Source organism: Silvania hatchlandensis (genome assembly GCF_025564065.1).
In the GTDB taxonomy this organism is placed as follows: domain Bacteria; phylum Pseudomonadota; class Gammaproteobacteria; order Enterobacterales; family Enterobacteriaceae; genus Enterobacter; species Enterobacter hatchlandensis.
This window is the reverse complement of record NZ_JAMGZK010000053.1, coordinates 49,613-63,892: the sequence shown is the minus strand read 5'-3', so window position 1 is coordinate 63,892 and position 14,280 is coordinate 49,613. Positions and strand designations below refer to the sequence as shown.

Genomic DNA, 14,280 nt, shown 5'->3' with positions numbered 1-14,280 from the left:
GTCAGATCCTCATTTTTGGATGTAAGATCCCCGGGCCAGAGATAGCGCCCATTGGGTGTGTTTTTGGTTTAGGTATAAATTCCGGTGTACTTTGGTCGGTGGCACCGGACGTAGAGCCCGCTTCGGCGGGTTATTGCGTTAGCCTTCGTGAGCCATCTGGTCGTACGAAGCGCAACGCTCTGAACAGTAATCACGTTGTTCGCGCGCCAACTGGGCGCCGCGGATGAATAGCAAAACGTTTTTAACTTCTTTCCCTTGCTCGATTGGTTTGCGGCAGTAAGCGCATTCTTTCGAGTTACACATCAGGATTCCCCTTCTGTGCCAGCAGGTAACAGAGGCGGCGAATAAACGCCCCAATAGAACTCAGTTTTACGGCCTGCTGCCGTACTGGTTTACGTGCGTAGTCAATCATGGTCACCCTCATTTGCCCTTGTCGCCAGGCTGGCGGAACGTTTCTTGAACCTGATGCGCGTTATTCTCTCCACCTCATCCGACTATTCGTACGCCATCGGCGGCTACTTCGTGGGCGTCCTGCCTGGGTGGTTCGTTGTGCGTCTTGGTGATAGAGATTAAACACAATGTTTAAACAGGTGTCAACTAAATGAGTAATTATGAGTAAACAAAAAGTTTATTTGCGGGTCTTTTTGAGGCTTCAGCCGGGTTGCAGGCAAAAAAAATCCCGACATTAAGGTCGGGATCGGGGGTTTCGTGTGGGGATTTCGGCGGAGCTGGTAGGTGAGGGGTATAAAAACCCGGCGCGGTGGCCGGGTCAGTAAATCATCCTATCCTTTTAACCATATAGTTACGCCTTGAGGTTCCTAATCTTTCATTATGAATTTCTGAAACGCTCGCAACTAATGATATTCGTTCGCCAACTTTGCACAATCTTTGAATTTCTTTAAGCATATCAATAGGATAAGAGGCTTTTACCTTTCCATTTTCTCCAGCAATCTCTAACTTGCCGTACATGGAAAGGATAGCTAACTCACCTGATATGTGCTCATCGGGTAGTTGAGTTATTTTAGTTAGCGCCAATCTATTGTTAAGTTGGTGGATTCCTTCAGCGCTAATCGACACTTGCTTTGTCCCTTCACTAAAAGGGCCAATCCAAGTTAGATCAAAGTTAAGACTGCTCTTCTCGCATTCATCGATAATGTTTTTTAAGTTAACTGCTGAATGAGAACCAATCTCTGCAATTTTTGCCATGAAATTATCGTCATCAGATGAGGATAAAAGTGAAAAAATCTCCTTAACAGCCTGACTTGATACCGTTTCGACGAGTTCACAAGATCCAGTAGAAAAGGTCACCCCTAACTTTGTTGAGCCTGGTGTCAAATCTGCCAATCTCATGTTTAATGAGTTTTTTATGTCGATAGGTACTCGCCGTGAATCTTTTCCAGAACTAATCCTATGAACAGCCTTCTGCACCAGAGCAGCAAGATTTCCTGAAATGACTGATAAAATATCCAAAGGTATAGAGCCAAAATCTACCAGCACTCCTTTAAGTCGCAGCTCCATGAAATCTTGCAGTGGATGTTTGTTTTCTAGCGCTCGCTGTGCTTCACGCAGATCACTTAAATGAGAATCAAAAGATCTAAAAATGATGTCATCAGCGAATGATCTGCTCTTATGCTTTTCAAGCAAATCTACATCACGTTGAATAAACGCAATTCTCTCTTTAAGAGATTTAAATGTTTTATCATCGCTCATAGCATGACCCTCACTAGACCCTTAGGATTCTCCTTGCGGTCGAAACCAAACCAGCCTCTCCAATAACTGCGTTTATCAATGTAATTGATATCAGGATGATTTTCAGGAAGCAAAAGGACATCGATATCGAAGTTTAACTTTACATAATCTCTGTTTAACAGAGTATTTACTAACGGCATTAGAGTTTGAGGTAATGAGTTCAGGGCTAAAAAATCGACAACCACAAGGATGTCGATATCATCTGGCTCTGGTTTTTCAGTTGTAAATGACCCGTCTATCCATATCTCGGAGAAGCATCGGCACTGCTGATTTACTAACTCAAACTGCCCTAAAAGCTGTATATAATTACAGTGTAGCATACTCCTTCTGACGGATTCCGGGAAAGCATCAACAAATATCGACTTGATACTAATATTATCTAAGTCATGAAATCCGGCAGGAAGAAGGGGAGGGAAGCAAGGCTTATCCATCCTAAGTCCTTATTTTATGCTAAAAATTTGTCTGTTCTTTTTGTCCGCATTTCTGCGGCTTATTTTTTTTCAACCTACACATCGGGTTCTTTGGGCTACAGCTAAATCAGCGGCAATTTAGTGTCCCTCGCAACACCCGTGATCTTGCATTTTCCGTTAATCATAAGCATTAGCGGACACTGGGAAAACGGCTTAGTCCCCCTGCGACCGGATACGCCCCTTCATGTACTTCTCATACAGCTCGTCCAACTCCTTCAGGCGAATCGCGAAGATGCGGAGCATGTTCTGCTGCTCTTCCTCCGGCAGCTGGCGGTAGAGCTCAAGCAGGCGCTGTTCGTCAGGCTTAAGCCCATCTTTCGGGTCGACTTCCTGACCTAATAGCCAGGCGAGACTCACCCCAAGCGCATCAGCCAGTTTGATCGCCGAGCTTTTACCGATCGTCCCGCGCACGAACCAGTTGTTAACCGATTGGGAGCTGACGCCACAGATTCGCGCCATGTCAGCTTTCGAAATGCCTTTCTGCTCAATTATCTCGTTGAGCCTGAGCACCTGCGGGTGATCCGTCTGATGGGTTTTTTCTTTCATAACAGGATTCTAAACCAAATGTTTATCAGCTCAACACTCAAAAAGTTGACAAGAAACTAAACATTATGTTTAATTCTCATCACTCAACCTTTGGAGCCCATATGAACGCATTAGACAAGGCCATCGCTGCAGCTGGTAGTGCAACAAAACTGGCTGAACTTTTATCTACCAGCGCAATGAATGTAAGCCACTGGAGAAATCGTAACGGTGGACAGGTGCCACAGGCCCGAGTCCTTCCTATTTTTCATGCCACCGGCGTAACCCCCCACGAACTGCGCCCAGATCTCTACCCAAATCCCACTGACGGTTTACCAAAGTAGGAGTGTTAACAATGCAATCACTTACGTATCAACAGAGTAACGGGTTCAATCCAGCAGCGCTGATAAATCGCGCTCAAACAAAAACAGGCGTCAGCTGTGGCGCCCTCCGTGATGCCGTTCGCGCCTGGTCAGCAGTAGCCGGGCAGGACGTTGTAACGGCCCTGATCGTTGAAGAGTGGTGCCGGAGTGGTGGCGAGGGTATCGACTTTCCGGCAGATCACAGCCGTGCCCGGCAGAAGCTGTTCCGCTTCCTGGATAACCGCTTCGACTCTAAGCAATACCGCGAGAACGTCCAACAGCTGTCCCCGGCAATCATTGCCGTTCTGCCGTTGGAGTTCCGCACGCATCTGATCGGCGGCGAATGCAAACTGACGCGCTTGGCCAAAGCCGAGAAAGAGGTCGCAGAGGCAAAGCAGGCGGTAATGCTGGATGCGCCAGAACACCAAAAGCTGAAAGAGGTTAGCGAGGGTATAGCGTCGTTGTTCAAGCTCATGCCGGAGCAGGTAGGGCCGCTGATGACGATGGTGACATCAATGCTGGGGGTCATGTGAAGAAGACTAAAAAGGCGAAAGCCGCGGTGCGCGAACACCAACGGCTTTCAGGTGCAAAAGTTCGACCAATTGCAGGAGGAATAATGGCAAAAAAACCACGCTATTTCCAGACCAAAGTACATAAAAGCATTACCCGGGATCAGTTCTTGCGTTCGATTAACCCATCGGTAGGCGCTCGTATGCGCGAGCTGCTGAACGCACTCAAGCGCAAGGAGGCTGTCCGTGAGTAATGTTCTCCTATTGTCCGATTTCAGAGGGGCTCAGCAGCCCATGGAGACTCCACAAACTGGCGGGCAGGGTCTGGTGTTCCTGCATCGCAAAATCATGGAATTACCGTTCTACAGGACGGATTTCGAGGCTATGCATCTGTGGGTGCATCTGATCCTGAAAGTTAACTCTGCCCCGGGCATGGTGGCCACCGAGTTCGGCGATCAGCCCGTAAGCCGTGGTCAGGTGATCACTGGCAGAAATACCCTGGCAAAAGAGACAGGCCTCGAGTCCGATCGCGTTCAGTATCTCCTCCGCAAACTGGAGAAACTGGGCATGATTTCCTGCCTCTCAAATCGCAAATTCACCCTGATCACGGTCACTAAATATGACGAATATCAGGGCCTGAATTGCTTGAAAAATGAGCAAAAAAATTACCAACCAAATTACCAGGAGGATTACCAAGCCAAACCCGCTTCTGGCGCGGCTTCCGGGGAAGGTTGTACCAAGACGATTACCAATCAAATTCCCACAAACAATATATTAAATAATATCTCTTCTACTGACGTAGAAGAGAGTGCATCAGCTGCACAAAATCCAGAGCCGAAAAAACCGTCTCTCAGCTGTGAGCAGGTAGTCGAGATTTATCACCGTGTACTGCCTGAAGCCCAAGCCATACGAATCCTGACTGACAAGCGCCGCAACCTGATCCGCTCGTTCTGGAAAAAAGCCTCAGATGCAAACCGCCAGCTGGGTGGTGCAGGTTTTACCCTGCAGGACTGGGAAGACTACCTGAACTACATCGCCAGCAACTGCCGCTGGATGCTGGAGAACCGCCCCGATCAGCGCACAGGGAAAACCTGGCGCCGCAAGTCGCTCGAGTACTTCCTGAGCGTCGACGTGTACGCGAAAACCCGCGAGGGGGCCTGCGATGATCTCTGAACTCATGACCCCACCATGCAGCCCTGAGGCTGAACAAAGCGTGATTGGCGGCCTGATGCTGGGTGACGACAGCAGCGAGCGAACCCGCACCGTTCTGTCACTCCTGAAACCTGAGGCGTTTTACAACCGGGCACACCAGGTGATCTACGCCGAGATGCAGCAGATGTTCCGTGACAACAAGCCGGTGGATGGCCTGACATTGTTCGATGCACTGGAAAGCAAAGGCCTGACGGAGCGGGTAGGTGGCTTCGCATACCTGGCTGAGCTCTCAAAGAACACCCCCAGCGCCGCGAACATCGTGGCTTACGCCATGTCGGTACGCGAGTCGGCCATGGAGCGTTACGGCATCCAGCGCATGACTGAGGCAACTGAGCTGCTGTATGCCCGAAACGGTATGACGGCTACGCAGAAGTTTGAGGCGGTTCAGTCGATTTTCACTCAGATGGCTGATCACGCTAAGACCGGTTCTCGCCGCGGCGCCCGCGCGCTCAGCGATGTTATGGAAGACTGGATCGACGAGCTGGAAATGCGCTTCGACCCGAAACAGCGATCTCGCGGGTTATCAACCGGCATTCCCTCACTGGATGCCCTGCTGGAGCCGAAAGGCCTGGTTCGCGGATCCCTGCTGGTTATCGGTGCTCGTCCAAAAATGGGTAAGACCACACTGTACAGCCAGCTGGCCATCAACTGCGCGATGAACGAAGAACTACCCGCCATCCTGTTCAGTCTGGAGATGCCGGATAAGCAGATTTTCGAGCGCATGATCGGACAGGTGTCTGGCGTGAATACGGATATTTTTTACCGCGGCGCTGACAGCGATACCGAGTTCGCGATGGCGAACGCCAGGGCAATGCAGATGGTCGAGAGCGGTAATTTCTTCATCGACGATACGCCGGGTGTCAGCCTGTCGCACATCATCGCTGAGGCACGGCGCATCAAGCGGGAGAAGGGCAAGGTTGGGATGGTGCTGGTTGACTACCTCACGCTCATGGCTGCCGAGAAAGCTGACCGAAACGACCTGGCGTATGGCCTGATCACCAAAGGTCTGAAGAACCTGGCCAAGGAGCTGGATTGCGTCGTCGTTCTGCTGACGCAGCTCAACCGTGACCTGGAAAAACGCGTTAACAAGCGCCCACTGCCGAGCGACTCCCGAGACACCGGACAGATTGAGCAGGACTGCGACTACTGGATCGGTATTTACCGTGAGGGCGCTTACGACGAGAACGCCAACCAGAGTGATACCGAGCTGCTGCTGAGGCTAAACCGCCACGGCCAGTCCGGCGTCGTCTACTGCGAGCAACGTAACGGCTCAATTTACGACTGTGACCAGGTAGCAGCTGAGCAAAGCCGCCGCCAGAGGGAAGAGAAAGCATCCAAGCGAGGTGGATTCTAATGACGGCCAAACAGGCAATTTTACACTACCTGAGAACACACAGGACCTTCTCTGCGGCTGATGTGGCAGCTGCATGCAAGATATCGCAAACCGGAGTGAATCAAGCAGCACGAATCCTGGAGAAGCAGGGTGTGGTGGTGGTCGACAGCAAAGAGTGGCGCGCGGTGCATTACCGCCTGATTACGCGCGATGAACAGTCAGGTAAGCGCAGCACCAACCTGATTTTCCAGGAGTGTCGCCAGAGCGAAGCGATGAAGCGGGTATTGGCGTTTTACGGGAGGGTATCAGCATGAGTGATTCACTGAGCAACAAAGAGCTGGTGGCCGTTGGTCATCACCTGGCGAAGGCGCTGAGCAGCGACACGCCGATCATCGACATTGCGAAGATTCTTTCCCGCCTGGCCGAACGGCTGGACAGCACCACCACGGCGCTGGGCGAGATGACGAAGCTGCGAGATGTTCTGGCGAAGGCCTGGGACGCGCAGCGTGGCCACATCAACCAGCAGGCAGACCGTATCGAATCGCTGGAAAGCAAAAATTCCGGGCTGGGCAAAGCTCTTGGGGCAGCAGAGAAGCGCGTCGCTGAACTGGAGGCGCGGGAGGTTGTACTTACAGGTCGATATGACATTCATGAAATGTCCCGAAACCCATTCGAATCGTACCGATGTATAGAGCCAGATGCTGATGGCGACTATCTGAGGCGCGATGATGTTATCGAGGCGCTGGCCGCCGCTGGCATCAGCATCAAGGGGGAGTAGGGGTATGTCCGAGCAAACTATTTTGGACATGTGCTGTGGTTCGCGCATGTTCTGGTTCGATAAGCAGGATACTCGCGCCGTATTTAGCGACATCCGCGCCGAAGAGCACACACTATGTGACGGACGTCATCTGGTCATCAGTCCGGATTTGCTCGCCGATTTCCGTGCACTACCGTTCGCTGACAATACCTTCCCTGTGGTGGTGTTCGATCCTCCTCATCTTGAGCGTGTTGGTGAAGATGCCTGGATGGGAAAAAAATACGGGAGACTGAACAAAGACACTTGGCGTGACGATCTCCGCGCCGGGTTCTCTGAGGCGTTCCGGGTGTTGTGGCCACACGGGGTTCTCATCTTCAAATGGAACGAAACGCAGATCCCGGTTAGTCAGGTTCTGGCACTGACAGACGTAAAGCCAATCATAGGCCAGCGCACCGGGAAGAACGACAAGACCCACTGGATAATTTTTGTGAAGGACTAATCCAGAAGATTGGCTACATATCGCGCGAAAAAAAAGCAGGATAATAATCCTGCTTTATTCTGTGGATTCTTAGTTATTTTCCAGACAGCTTTTTCCAGATGCCCTGGCTAATACCAAAAGCAATAGCTAAGAAAACAAGACCAGACCAACGCTCTATCCCTTGCGCCATCACCAGCATAGCAACTCCGATACATCCAAGAGGAATTGCAGTGATAACAAAAAGAATAATACCCCAAAAAAATTGGCCTGCAGTGGGCTCTTGAGACATGACAACACCTTTAATGAAGGAAACCGTTTACTAATGAGCAATTTTTTATTCTTATTATTTAGTCCCAAGATTCACTTATGCTTCTGTACTTGCTCTATCTTACTCAGGTGCATCATTAATTTTCACAAAAGTAACTGCATCTCTCAACCCCCCATTTTTAGTGGGCGTTTAGTCGCGTCAGGCCTCAAACAGACCATACAAGCGATATGGGAATCCCCATATCGACAGCCAGGGCCTCTTCGGAGGCCTTTTTATCGTCCAATGATAGGTGAAAAAGGCACCCCTGAAACACCTGATCGATATAACCGATCGATATAGTGAAATTGATCTGCTAAATCGATTATGAAATAGACACTGCCTGGTAACAAATTACCAACCTGACACCCGCGGCATCGGCAGCGAAATATCGGTTGTTGTAGGCGGCCACTACCTGACAGAGCGCCTAAAGTTTCCGAATCATATATTTACAAACCACAATGCAGCGCACCTCTCCTGTTAAAATTAACGATCATTTTTTACGCAAAAGTAGCGAAAATAATTATTCAAATCAAATAGATAAATGAACTTGCCTAAACGTGCTGTTCAGGCGCATACTTTATCAAAATTACTAAACACTGTTTATCCATACAGTTATTTGTTGTATTGTTTAAACACTGATTCAAAAAAGTTTCATTTTTCCTGCGGCTAACCTATTAGGAAATTTAAGCCATTTGCTATTTTGGCTTCATAGAGGGGCAAAGCTCCTGCCGTTGGATAGATTTTGTTGATACCAGAGAAGGGGGTTATGTGAGGGATAGCAGTGATAGCAACAAACAAAATGACTGGTACGACATTGTCAGGCGTTCAGATGGAAAGGTTATGGGCTCGATGCCGCTCGATCGCGGCTATCTCGTCTACCGCAAGAACGGCCTGGTCTCGCTTCGTCCACTTTTGGATGATGAATTTGTGTTCACGCCGTCATCTGCTGCCCGGTTTCTTACCAGCATTGGCTACCACGTCTCGCAACCCTCTGATATTATGATATCAACGGTCTGAACAGCCGTTGACCTGATGCGCCACGGAGAACACCATGGCGCAGTTACAACTCATCAAGCAGTCCTCAGGAATCCTGATCCCGGCAACGCCCGAGACCGGCGATTTTCTGCATTCAAAATGCAAGCTCGGTGCCGTGCTGGTGGCCGACTTCAAACAGGTCCGTAATCCGGCCTTTCACCGTCGTTTCTTCGCTCTGCTGAATCTCGGTTTCGAATACTGGGAGCCAACCGGCGGCGCTATCTCCTCGAACGAACGCAAGCTGATCACCGGCTATGCGAAATTCCTCGCCTCGTTTGGCGGTAGCGAAGGCACGCTGCTGGATGCTGCTGAGCAGTACCTCGAGCAGGTTGGCAGCCGCCGCATCACCAATGGCATCAGCCTGTGCAAATCCTTCGACGCCTACCGCGCTTGGGTGACCATAGAATCCGGCCACTACGACACCATCCAGCTGCCTGACGGCACCCTCCGAAAACACCCCCGCAGTATCGCCTTCGCCAACATGGACGAAACCGAGTTCCAGCAGCTGTACAAGGCCGCGCTCGATGTTCTGTGGCGCTGGATATTGTCCCGGTCATTCAAAGACCAGAGCGAAGCGGAGAACGCCGCCGCGCAGCTGATGAGCTTCGGGAGCTGACCAGATGGCGAAATCATGGTTCCACTACACGGAATGCACAACCGATCAGGCCGATGAGCTGATGGCGACATACCGGGCGCGCGGCGTTGCCGTTGAGCGCAACCTGAATCCCGATCTGATTACCTGGACAGTCAGTGCCAGGCTACCTGAAGCCCGACGCCAGGAGCGTACACCACGGACGTTCCGCCAAAAGGTCTGGGGGTGATCATGGCTGATTTACGTAAAGCAGCTCGAGGTCGTGAATGCCAGGTGCGGATCCCCGGCGTGTGCAATGGCAACCCCGAAACATCCATTCTGGCGCATATCCGCCTGGCTGGTCTGTGCGGTACCGGTATTAAGCCGCCCGACCTGATCGCCACCATCGCATGCAGCAGTTGTCACGACGAAATAGACCGCCGCACTCACCTGGTTGATGCGGATTATGCAAAGGAGTGCGCGCTGGAAGGCATGGCCCGCACGCAGGTTATCTGGTTGAAAGAGGGGAAGGTGAAGGCATGAGCATTTATCAACGCATCAACGGCGCTGACTGGCGCAATATCTGGGTAGTCGGCGATCTGCATGGCTGCTACACGAACCTCATGACCCAGCTTGGCAAGGTGGACTTCGACCCGGCGCAGGATCTGCTTATCTCCGTTGGTGACCTCGTCGACCGCGGTACCGAGAACGTGGAGTGCCTGGACCTGATCTCTATGCCGTGGTTCCGCGCAGTTCGTGGCAACCATGAGCAGATGATGATAGATGCCCTTGCGCCTGGCGGAATGCCGTATCACTGGGTGCGTAACGGTGGGGCCTGGTTCTTTAACCTCGACTATGACCAGGAGAAGCTGGCTAAATCTTTGGTTCGCAAAGCTGCTGAACTCCCGCTGATCATCGAACTGGTGACCGGCGCCCGTAAAGTGGTCATCTGTCACGCCGACTACCCGCATAACGAATATGCGTTCGATAAGCCTGTACCGGAGGAAATGGTCATCTGGAACCGGGATCGGGTGAGCTATGGGCATCGCGGTAAGGCCTCTGATATCACCGGTGCTGATCTGTTCATTTTCGGTCACACCCCGGCCAGTGAACCCCTGAAATTTGCCAACCAGATGTATATCGATACCGGCGCCGTGTTCTGCGGCAACCTGACAATGGTGCAGGTTCAGGGTGGTGCCCAATGAACACTTACGTCATCACTTTGCCGTGGCCGCCGAGCAATAACCGCTATTACCGCCACAATCGCGGGCGCACGCACATCAGCGCAGAAGGGCAGGCTTACCGCGACCGAGTGGCCCAAATCATCAAAGACGGGATGCTGGATGTCGGCATCACCTCCCCGGTAAAGATCCGCATTGAGTGCCATATGCCTGACCGCCGCCGACGTGACCTGGACAACCTGCAGAAGGCGGCATTCGATGCGCTGACCAAAGCCGGGTTCTGGGAGGATGACCAGCAGGTTGACGATTACCGCGTAAAACGGATGCCGATCGTCAAAGGCGGAAAACTGGAATTGACCATCACCGAGCTGGAGCCAGCATGAAACCAGAACTGATTGAATCACTCCGCATGCGCTGGCAGCGTCTTCGCATCTATCGCCGCCCGGGAACGGTGCTGGTGGACTACCGCATACTTCGTAACTTTCTTCGCATTGAACAGATAGCAGGAGCTGCTGCATGAACCTCGAAAATACTCTGCGATATCACTTCGCGAAATCGACGCTGATTAGCGACTCCCCGCGCGCTACTGCCTCAGACTCACTGACCGGCACGGATATCATGGCTGCGATGGGTATGACGCAGGAGCGTGCAGCGATGGGGTACAGTGCATTCCTCGGCAAAATGGGTATCAGTAAAAATGACCGGGAGAAGGCGATCGCGCTGCTGGCGGAATACGCCCTGACCAAATGCGACAAAGTTGCCGCATTACGCAAGTTGGGCGACGAGGTTAAGCCCATGGTGATGCAGCAGCTGGCTACGTTCGCCTTTGAGGATTACTCGCGCAGCGCCGCCAGCGTGAAGCAATGCGATTGCTGCGCCGGGCAGGGGTTCATTGAGGCTGACGTGTTCTCGATGAAATCGCACTACACCATGCGGCTCCCTCAGTGGGCCAAAGACCTGAAGCAATCACCGAGTGATTTCGAGGTTAAGCGCCAAGTGCGAGAGGTGGCCCGCGTGCTCTGCTCCACCTGCAAGGGGAAGAAAGTTGTTAGCTGTGCCTGCAATGATTGCCGGGGGCGCGGTAAAGCTGTAGACCAGAAGGCAACGCAGAGGCAGGGCGTACCGGTGCTGACTGACTGCAAACGCTGCAGTGGGCGCGGATATGAGCGTATCCCGTCAACCGAGGCCCATGCGGCTGTTTGCCAGATTACTAGCGCGATAAGCCTGGATACCTGGAAGAAATCGGTTAAGCCATTCTACGATCAGCTGATCACGAAATTCGATATCGAGGAGGCGTGGGCAGAGGCGCAGTTGAAAAAGATAACAAGATAGAGCTCACGAAAATAGCTTACGTTTCAACAGTGAACTATTTACTTTTCCCGAATCTGTGTTAATTTCTTTCTAACGCTGGGCATTGTATGTTCAACGTTGAGAAACCCGCCTTCGAGCGGGTTTTTTGTGCTTAACTCTTTTTAATAATGCGTCTCGCAGTGCCGCTTTGGATTAATGGATAAATAATCAGGAGTTTAAGCATGAACAATAAAGTCTGGGATGGAAAAATCTCTTCCTTACCTGCAGAGTTCAAGACCCAGTTATTAGGCATGTTGGACAGGCCGGATGTTATAGCTGTTAGGCTGGGCATCACAGGGAAAGGTATTCAGCCAAATTATCAGCTTATTCACGTCGACAATTCAGTAACGACTATGAACGGCGCAAACCATAAAAAGTTTGAACGTGCTGACGAGTTTGACGAAACAAATATCACTGCTCCACTGACCAGATGTGACATCACAACGATGATTCTCACTGGTCAGTAATATTATTTAAATCGTGCCTATGAGACCTTGGTATCCAGGGGGGCACCCAAGAAGCCTCGGCATCCAGCCGGGGCTTTGTCGTTTCTGAAAGGTGAAAAAATGTGACGGACAAACGGATAGACCGCAGCCGTAAGGCAACGCAGCAGTCATGATGCTGCCCCGAGTCGCGTAATGGCGAGCCTGTGTAGTGATGGGTAAGGGTTCATAGATCAAAACAAGCTCCGGTAGAGCAGCGCGAATGCCAGACGCGCACCGGTTATCAGCGGCGATAGAGCGACAGCACCTCAAGGGCATGAGCGTGGCCACTCCGAGAAGTGGCAAAGAATTTTTAGAGGCTGCCAATTGGCGGCCTTTTTCTATTTCAGGCTCCCGGAAACCCCCATCAGGTGCTTTGTCGTTAAGCATCCGGAGAGCCTGAACCTACTTACACACGGAATATCTATGTCTGATCCACTAACTGCTGCCAGCGCTGTAGCGGCGGGAACGGCCGGGGTGACTTTCGCCTCGCTCTTTCCTGAGGCTACGCCTGCAGTAATGCTGTGCGCGCTCGCAGGGGCGGCAATGTATGTGCTGACGGCTGAGCCCCATCAACTCTGGAAGCAGATCATCTTTGCAGTCATCTCGTTTATGGGTGGCGTGTTCTTCTCTGAGCCGATGGCGAAAATCATGGCGGGGATCATCAATACCCCTCTGAGCCTGATGAAGCCGCCGGTAAGCATTGAAGTGTCCCCGTCCATCGGGGCGCTGGTATCAGCTTCCATTTCCGTTGCAGTCCTGCTGCGTATTCTCGCTAAGTCAAAACGCGGGAAGATGCCCGGGCTGGAGGAGGAAGGCCAATGACATGGCAAATGCTGTTGCTCGATGCAAATGCCGTTATTTGTCTCGCTATCGTGGGGCGTCTGATGTTCTTCCGTAAAAGCGGGAAAACGCATCGCCCCGGCGTGGCATGGATGGCATACCTGCTTATCCTGGCTGCCGGGTTCACGGCGTTCCGCATTATCCGGGGGCATTACAGTTACGTGGATCCTGGCGAGCTATTGCTCAATGCAGCCATCTGCATCGCGGTATGGCGCGCCAGGGGAAATCTGGCAAAGGTTGCAAGGGTGGACCCATGACCAAAGACGACATCTTCAACGCCATCCTCGGCAAAGAGGGCGGTTACGTTAATCACCCGAACGACAAAGGCGGCCCGACGAAATGGGGGATCACCCAGACAACGGCCCGCGCCCACGGTTATTCCGGCGATATGCGCGACCTGAGCCGCCAGCAGGCTCTCGACATCCTCGAGGCCGATTACTGGTATGGCCCGCGCTTCGAACAGGTGGCGGCTGCATCCCCTGCCATCGCTGCCGAACTCTGCGACACCGGCGTGAACATGGGGCCGACAGTCCAGGTTAAATGGTTCCAGCGTTGGCTGAACGCGTTCAACAATCAGCAGCAGCTGTATCCCGACCTGATCCCCGACGGCCAGATTGGCCCGCGCAGCATCAGCGCGTTGAGGTCCTTCCTGGCGAAGCGTGGTAGTGAAGGGGAGGCCGTATTGCTCCGTGCCCTGAACTGCAGCCAGGGGCAGCGTTATCTCGAACTGGCAGAGCAGCGCCCGCAAAACGAGTCATTCGTGTATGGCTGGGTAAGGGAGCGCGTGAGCCTATGACGAAACTGAAAGCCATTCTGGCGGCAATCGGGCTTGCCATCATGCTGGTGCTGGGCGCTTTCGGTCTGGGCAGCATGCGTGGACGCGAAAAGGCGGAAGCCAAAGCGGATAAGCAGCGAACCGACGATAACGCCGCAGCCACCAAAGCAGCTGCAGAACGCCGCGTTGAAGTAACGAAGGAGGCCAGCAATGTACAGCAGACGGTTAGCCATATGGCTGATGACGATGTTGATCGTGAGCTGCGCGGAAACTGGACCCGCAAAAGTTGAGGTCATCGATACTGGCTGCGACTGGGTGAGTGCGATTCGCCTCACTGAGCACGA

26 protein-coding genes are annotated in these 14,280 nt (G+C 52.2%); 21 read left to right on the top strand and 5 right to left on the bottom strand.

The genetic code is table 11. From position 1 onward, the window contains the following. Positions 1–138: 138 nt before the first annotated feature. The 4 genes from M8014_RS17475 to M8014_RS17460 form a co-directional block, all read right to left on the bottom strand. Positions 139–303 carry a YdaE family protein gene (locus M8014_RS17475; protein ID WP_271283657.1) on the bottom strand — a complete coding sequence of 55 codons (165 nt, stop codon included), beginning with the start codon at positions 301–303 and terminating at the stop codon, positions 139–141. Positions 304–777: 474 nt separating this feature from the next. Further along, positions 778–1,710 carry a hypothetical protein gene (locus M8014_RS17470; RefSeq protein WP_271283656.1) on the bottom strand — a complete coding sequence of 311 codons (933 nt, stop codon included), beginning with the start codon at positions 1,708–1,710 and terminating at the stop codon, positions 778–780. Continuing rightward, positions 1,707–2,180 carry a DUF6932 family protein gene (locus M8014_RS17465; RefSeq protein WP_271283655.1) on the bottom strand — a complete coding sequence of 158 codons (474 nt, stop codon included), beginning with the start codon at positions 2,178–2,180 and terminating at the stop codon, positions 1,707–1,709. The genes M8014_RS17470 and M8014_RS17465 overlap by 4 nt, the downstream gene beginning before the upstream one ends. A gap of 192 nt (positions 2,181–2,372) precedes the next feature. Further along, positions 2,373–2,765 carry a helix-turn-helix domain-containing protein gene (locus tag M8014_RS17460; protein ID WP_202667958.1) on the bottom strand — a complete coding sequence of 131 codons (393 nt, stop codon included), beginning with the start codon at positions 2,763–2,765 and terminating at the stop codon, positions 2,373–2,375. 101 nt (positions 2,766–2,866) lie between these two features. Between M8014_RS17460 and M8014_RS17455 the strand changes: the two genes are divergently transcribed. The 8 genes from M8014_RS17455 (at position 2,867) to M8014_RS17420 (ending at position 7,413) form a co-directional block, all read left to right on the top strand. Next, positions 2,867–3,085, top strand: a complete 219-nt coding sequence (locus M8014_RS17455) for a transcriptional regulator (RefSeq protein WP_271283654.1) — start codon at positions 2,867–2,869, stop codon at positions 3,083–3,085. Between the two features lie 11 nt (positions 3,086–3,096). Next, a complete protein-coding gene (locus M8014_RS17450) occupies positions 3,097–3,636 on the top strand; it encodes a toxin YdaT domain-containing protein (protein ID WP_271283653.1) in 540 nt (179 codons plus the stop codon). Between the two features lie 83 nt (positions 3,637–3,719). Beyond that, on the top strand, positions 3,720–3,866 hold the full coding sequence (locus M8014_RS17445; RefSeq protein ID WP_271283652.1) for a hypothetical protein: 147 nt from the start codon (positions 3,720–3,722) through the stop codon (positions 3,864–3,866). Then, positions 3,859–4,785 carry a DNA replication protein gene (locus tag M8014_RS17440; RefSeq protein ID WP_271283651.1) on the top strand — a complete coding sequence of 309 codons (927 nt, stop codon included), beginning with the start codon at positions 3,859–3,861 and terminating at the stop codon, positions 4,783–4,785. Before M8014_RS17445 ends, M8014_RS17440 begins: the two co-directional genes overlap by 8 nt. Beyond that, a complete protein-coding gene (locus M8014_RS17435; RefSeq protein ID WP_271283650.1) occupies positions 4,775–6,178 on the top strand; it encodes a DnaB-like helicase C-terminal domain-containing protein in 1,404 nt (467 codons plus the stop codon). Before M8014_RS17440 ends, M8014_RS17435 begins: the two co-directional genes overlap by 11 nt. Beyond that, on the top strand, positions 6,178–6,471 hold the full coding sequence (locus tag M8014_RS17430; RefSeq protein WP_271283649.1) for a helix-turn-helix domain-containing protein: 294 nt from the start codon (positions 6,178–6,180) through the stop codon (positions 6,469–6,471). Before M8014_RS17435 ends, M8014_RS17430 begins: the two co-directional genes overlap by 1 nt. Then, the gene (locus tag M8014_RS17425) at positions 6,468–6,935 is read left to right on the top strand and encodes a hypothetical protein (RefSeq protein ID WP_271283648.1); all 468 of its coding nucleotides are present in this window, start codon (positions 6,468–6,470) and stop codon (positions 6,933–6,935) included. Before M8014_RS17430 ends, M8014_RS17425 begins: the two co-directional genes overlap by 4 nt. Before the next feature lie 4 nt (positions 6,936–6,939). Then, positions 6,940–7,413, top strand: a complete 474-nt coding sequence (locus tag M8014_RS17420) for a class I SAM-dependent methyltransferase (protein ID WP_271283647.1) — start codon at positions 6,940–6,942, stop codon at positions 7,411–7,413. Between the two features lie 73 nt (positions 7,414–7,486). Here M8014_RS17420 and M8014_RS17415 read toward each other — a convergent pair whose 3' ends face one another. Then, positions 7,487–7,681, bottom strand: coding sequence for a hypothetical protein (locus M8014_RS17415; protein ID WP_032651382.1), 195 nt, complete (start codon positions 7,679–7,681; stop codon positions 7,487–7,489). Positions 7,682–8,539: 858 nt separating this feature from the next. On the opposite strand from M8014_RS17415, the gene M8014_RS17410 reads away from it, so the two are divergent. The 13 genes from M8014_RS17410 to M8014_RS17350 all read left to right on the top strand — a co-directional run bounded on the left by M8014_RS17410 (position 8,540) and on the right by M8014_RS17350 (position 14,226). Beyond that, entirely contained in the window at positions 8,540–8,716 is a 177-nt protein-coding gene (locus M8014_RS17410) for a hypothetical protein (RefSeq protein WP_271283646.1), read from the top strand. A gap of 34 nt (positions 8,717–8,750) precedes the next feature. Continuing rightward, positions 8,751–9,350: a DUF1367 family protein gene (locus M8014_RS17405; RefSeq protein ID WP_271283645.1), complete on the top strand. Its 600-nt coding sequence runs from the start codon at positions 8,751–8,753 to the stop codon at positions 9,348–9,350. A gap of 4 nt (positions 9,351–9,354) precedes the next feature. Continuing rightward, positions 9,355–9,555 (top strand): hypothetical protein, encoded by a 201-nt coding sequence (locus M8014_RS17400; RefSeq protein WP_271283644.1) that lies wholly within the window; start codon positions 9,355–9,357, stop codon positions 9,553–9,555. A 2-nt stretch (positions 9,556–9,557) separates the two neighbouring features. Then, positions 9,558–9,848 (top strand): DUF1364 domain-containing protein, encoded by a 291-nt coding sequence (locus M8014_RS17395; protein ID WP_271283643.1) that lies wholly within the window; start codon positions 9,558–9,560, stop codon positions 9,846–9,848. Next, positions 9,845–10,510, top strand: a complete 666-nt coding sequence (locus M8014_RS17390; RefSeq protein WP_271283642.1) for a metallophosphoesterase — start codon at positions 9,845–9,847, stop codon at positions 10,508–10,510. Before M8014_RS17395 ends, M8014_RS17390 begins: the two co-directional genes overlap by 4 nt. Further along, positions 10,507–10,869: a crossover junction endodeoxyribonuclease RusA gene (gene rusA, locus M8014_RS17385; RefSeq protein ID WP_271283641.1), complete on the top strand. Its 363-nt coding sequence runs from the start codon at positions 10,507–10,509 to the stop codon at positions 10,867–10,869. The genes M8014_RS17390 and rusA overlap by 4 nt, the downstream gene beginning before the upstream one ends. Then, on the top strand, positions 10,866–11,006 hold the full coding sequence (locus M8014_RS17380; RefSeq protein ID WP_271283640.1) for a YlcG family protein: 141 nt from the start codon (positions 10,866–10,868) through the stop codon (positions 11,004–11,006). The genes rusA and M8014_RS17380 overlap by 4 nt, the downstream gene beginning before the upstream one ends. After that, a complete protein-coding gene (locus M8014_RS17375) occupies positions 11,003–11,818 on the top strand; it encodes an antitermination protein (RefSeq protein WP_271283639.1) in 816 nt (271 codons plus the stop codon). The genes M8014_RS17380 and M8014_RS17375 overlap by 4 nt, the downstream gene beginning before the upstream one ends. Positions 11,819–12,018: 200 nt before the next feature. Continuing rightward, positions 12,019–12,303: a hypothetical protein gene (locus tag M8014_RS17370; RefSeq protein WP_271283638.1), complete on the top strand. Its 285-nt coding sequence runs from the start codon at positions 12,019–12,021 to the stop codon at positions 12,301–12,303. Positions 12,304–12,744: 441 nt separating this feature from the next. Beyond that, positions 12,745–13,143, top strand: coding sequence for a putative holin (locus M8014_RS17365; RefSeq protein WP_271283637.1), 399 nt, complete (start codon positions 12,745–12,747; stop codon positions 13,141–13,143). Beyond that, entirely contained in the window at positions 13,140–13,418 is a 279-nt protein-coding gene (locus M8014_RS17360; RefSeq protein ID WP_271283636.1) for a phage holin family protein, read from the top strand. The genes M8014_RS17365 and M8014_RS17360 overlap by 4 nt, the downstream gene beginning before the upstream one ends. After that, the gene (locus M8014_RS17355) at positions 13,415–13,957 is read left to right on the top strand and encodes a glycoside hydrolase family 108 protein (protein WP_271283635.1); all 543 of its coding nucleotides are present in this window, start codon (positions 13,415–13,417) and stop codon (positions 13,955–13,957) included. Before M8014_RS17360 ends, M8014_RS17355 begins: the two co-directional genes overlap by 4 nt. Beyond that, a complete protein-coding gene (locus M8014_RS17350; RefSeq protein ID WP_271283634.1) occupies positions 13,954–14,226 on the top strand; it encodes a hypothetical protein in 273 nt (90 codons plus the stop codon). The genes M8014_RS17355 and M8014_RS17350 overlap by 4 nt, the downstream gene beginning before the upstream one ends. Positions 14,227–14,280: the final 54 nt, after the last annotated feature.

What these genes read in the sequence shown, in the direction of transcription:
- M8014_RS17475 (WP_271283657.1), bottom strand. Translation starts at nt 303, where the DNA reads ATGTGTAACTCGAAAGAATGCGCTTACTGCCGCAAACCAATCGAGCAA.
- M8014_RS17470 (WP_271283656.1), bottom strand. Translation starts at nt 1,710, where the DNA reads ATGAGCGATGATAAAACATTTAAATCTCTTAAAGAGAGAATTGCGTTT.
- M8014_RS17465 (WP_271283655.1), bottom strand. Translation starts at nt 2,180, where the DNA reads ATGGATAAGCCTTGCTTCCCTCCCCTTCTTCCTGCCGGATTTCATGAC.
- M8014_RS17460 (WP_202667958.1), bottom strand. Translation starts at nt 2,765, where the DNA reads ATGAAAGAAAAAACCCATCAGACGGATCACCCGCAGGTGCTCAGGCTC.
- M8014_RS17455 (WP_271283654.1), top strand. Translation starts at nt 2,867, where the DNA reads ATGAACGCATTAGACAAGGCCATCGCTGCAGCTGGTAGTGCAACAAAA.
- M8014_RS17450 (WP_271283653.1), top strand. Translation starts at nt 3,097, where the DNA reads ATGCAATCACTTACGTATCAACAGAGTAACGGGTTCAATCCAGCAGCG.
- M8014_RS17445 (WP_271283652.1), top strand. Translation starts at nt 3,720, where the DNA reads ATGGCAAAAAAACCACGCTATTTCCAGACCAAAGTACATAAAAGCATT.
- M8014_RS17435 (WP_271283650.1), top strand. Translation starts at nt 4,775, where the DNA reads ATGATCTCTGAACTCATGACCCCACCATGCAGCCCTGAGGCTGAACAA.
- M8014_RS17430 (WP_271283649.1), top strand. Translation starts at nt 6,178, where the DNA reads ATGACGGCCAAACAGGCAATTTTACACTACCTGAGAACACACAGGACC.
- M8014_RS17425 (WP_271283648.1), top strand. Translation starts at nt 6,468, where the DNA reads ATGAGTGATTCACTGAGCAACAAAGAGCTGGTGGCCGTTGGTCATCAC.
- M8014_RS17420 (WP_271283647.1), top strand. Translation starts at nt 6,940, where the DNA reads ATGTCCGAGCAAACTATTTTGGACATGTGCTGTGGTTCGCGCATGTTC.
- M8014_RS17415 (WP_032651382.1), bottom strand. Translation starts at nt 7,681, where the DNA reads ATGTCTCAAGAGCCCACTGCAGGCCAATTTTTTTGGGGTATTATTCTT.
- M8014_RS17410 (WP_271283646.1), top strand. Translation starts at nt 8,540, where the DNA reads ATGGGCTCGATGCCGCTCGATCGCGGCTATCTCGTCTACCGCAAGAAC.
- M8014_RS17405 (WP_271283645.1), top strand. Translation starts at nt 8,751, where the DNA reads ATGGCGCAGTTACAACTCATCAAGCAGTCCTCAGGAATCCTGATCCCG.
- M8014_RS17400 (WP_271283644.1), top strand. Translation starts at nt 9,355, where the DNA reads ATGGCGAAATCATGGTTCCACTACACGGAATGCACAACCGATCAGGCC.
- M8014_RS17395 (WP_271283643.1), top strand. Translation starts at nt 9,558, where the DNA reads ATGGCTGATTTACGTAAAGCAGCTCGAGGTCGTGAATGCCAGGTGCGG.
- M8014_RS17390 (WP_271283642.1), top strand. Translation starts at nt 9,845, where the DNA reads ATGAGCATTTATCAACGCATCAACGGCGCTGACTGGCGCAATATCTGG.
- rusA (WP_271283641.1), top strand. Translation starts at nt 10,507, where the DNA reads ATGAACACTTACGTCATCACTTTGCCGTGGCCGCCGAGCAATAACCGC.
- M8014_RS17380 (WP_271283640.1), top strand. Translation starts at nt 10,866, where the DNA reads ATGAAACCAGAACTGATTGAATCACTCCGCATGCGCTGGCAGCGTCTT.
- M8014_RS17375 (WP_271283639.1), top strand. Translation starts at nt 11,003, where the DNA reads ATGAACCTCGAAAATACTCTGCGATATCACTTCGCGAAATCGACGCTG.
- M8014_RS17370 (WP_271283638.1), top strand. Translation starts at nt 12,019, where the DNA reads ATGAACAATAAAGTCTGGGATGGAAAAATCTCTTCCTTACCTGCAGAG.
- M8014_RS17365 (WP_271283637.1), top strand. Translation starts at nt 12,745, where the DNA reads ATGTCTGATCCACTAACTGCTGCCAGCGCTGTAGCGGCGGGAACGGCC.
- M8014_RS17360 (WP_271283636.1), top strand. Translation starts at nt 13,140, where the DNA reads ATGACATGGCAAATGCTGTTGCTCGATGCAAATGCCGTTATTTGTCTC.
- M8014_RS17355 (WP_271283635.1), top strand. Translation starts at nt 13,415, where the DNA reads ATGACCAAAGACGACATCTTCAACGCCATCCTCGGCAAAGAGGGCGGT.
- M8014_RS17350 (WP_271283634.1), top strand. Translation starts at nt 13,954, where the DNA reads ATGACGAAACTGAAAGCCATTCTGGCGGCAATCGGGCTTGCCATCATG.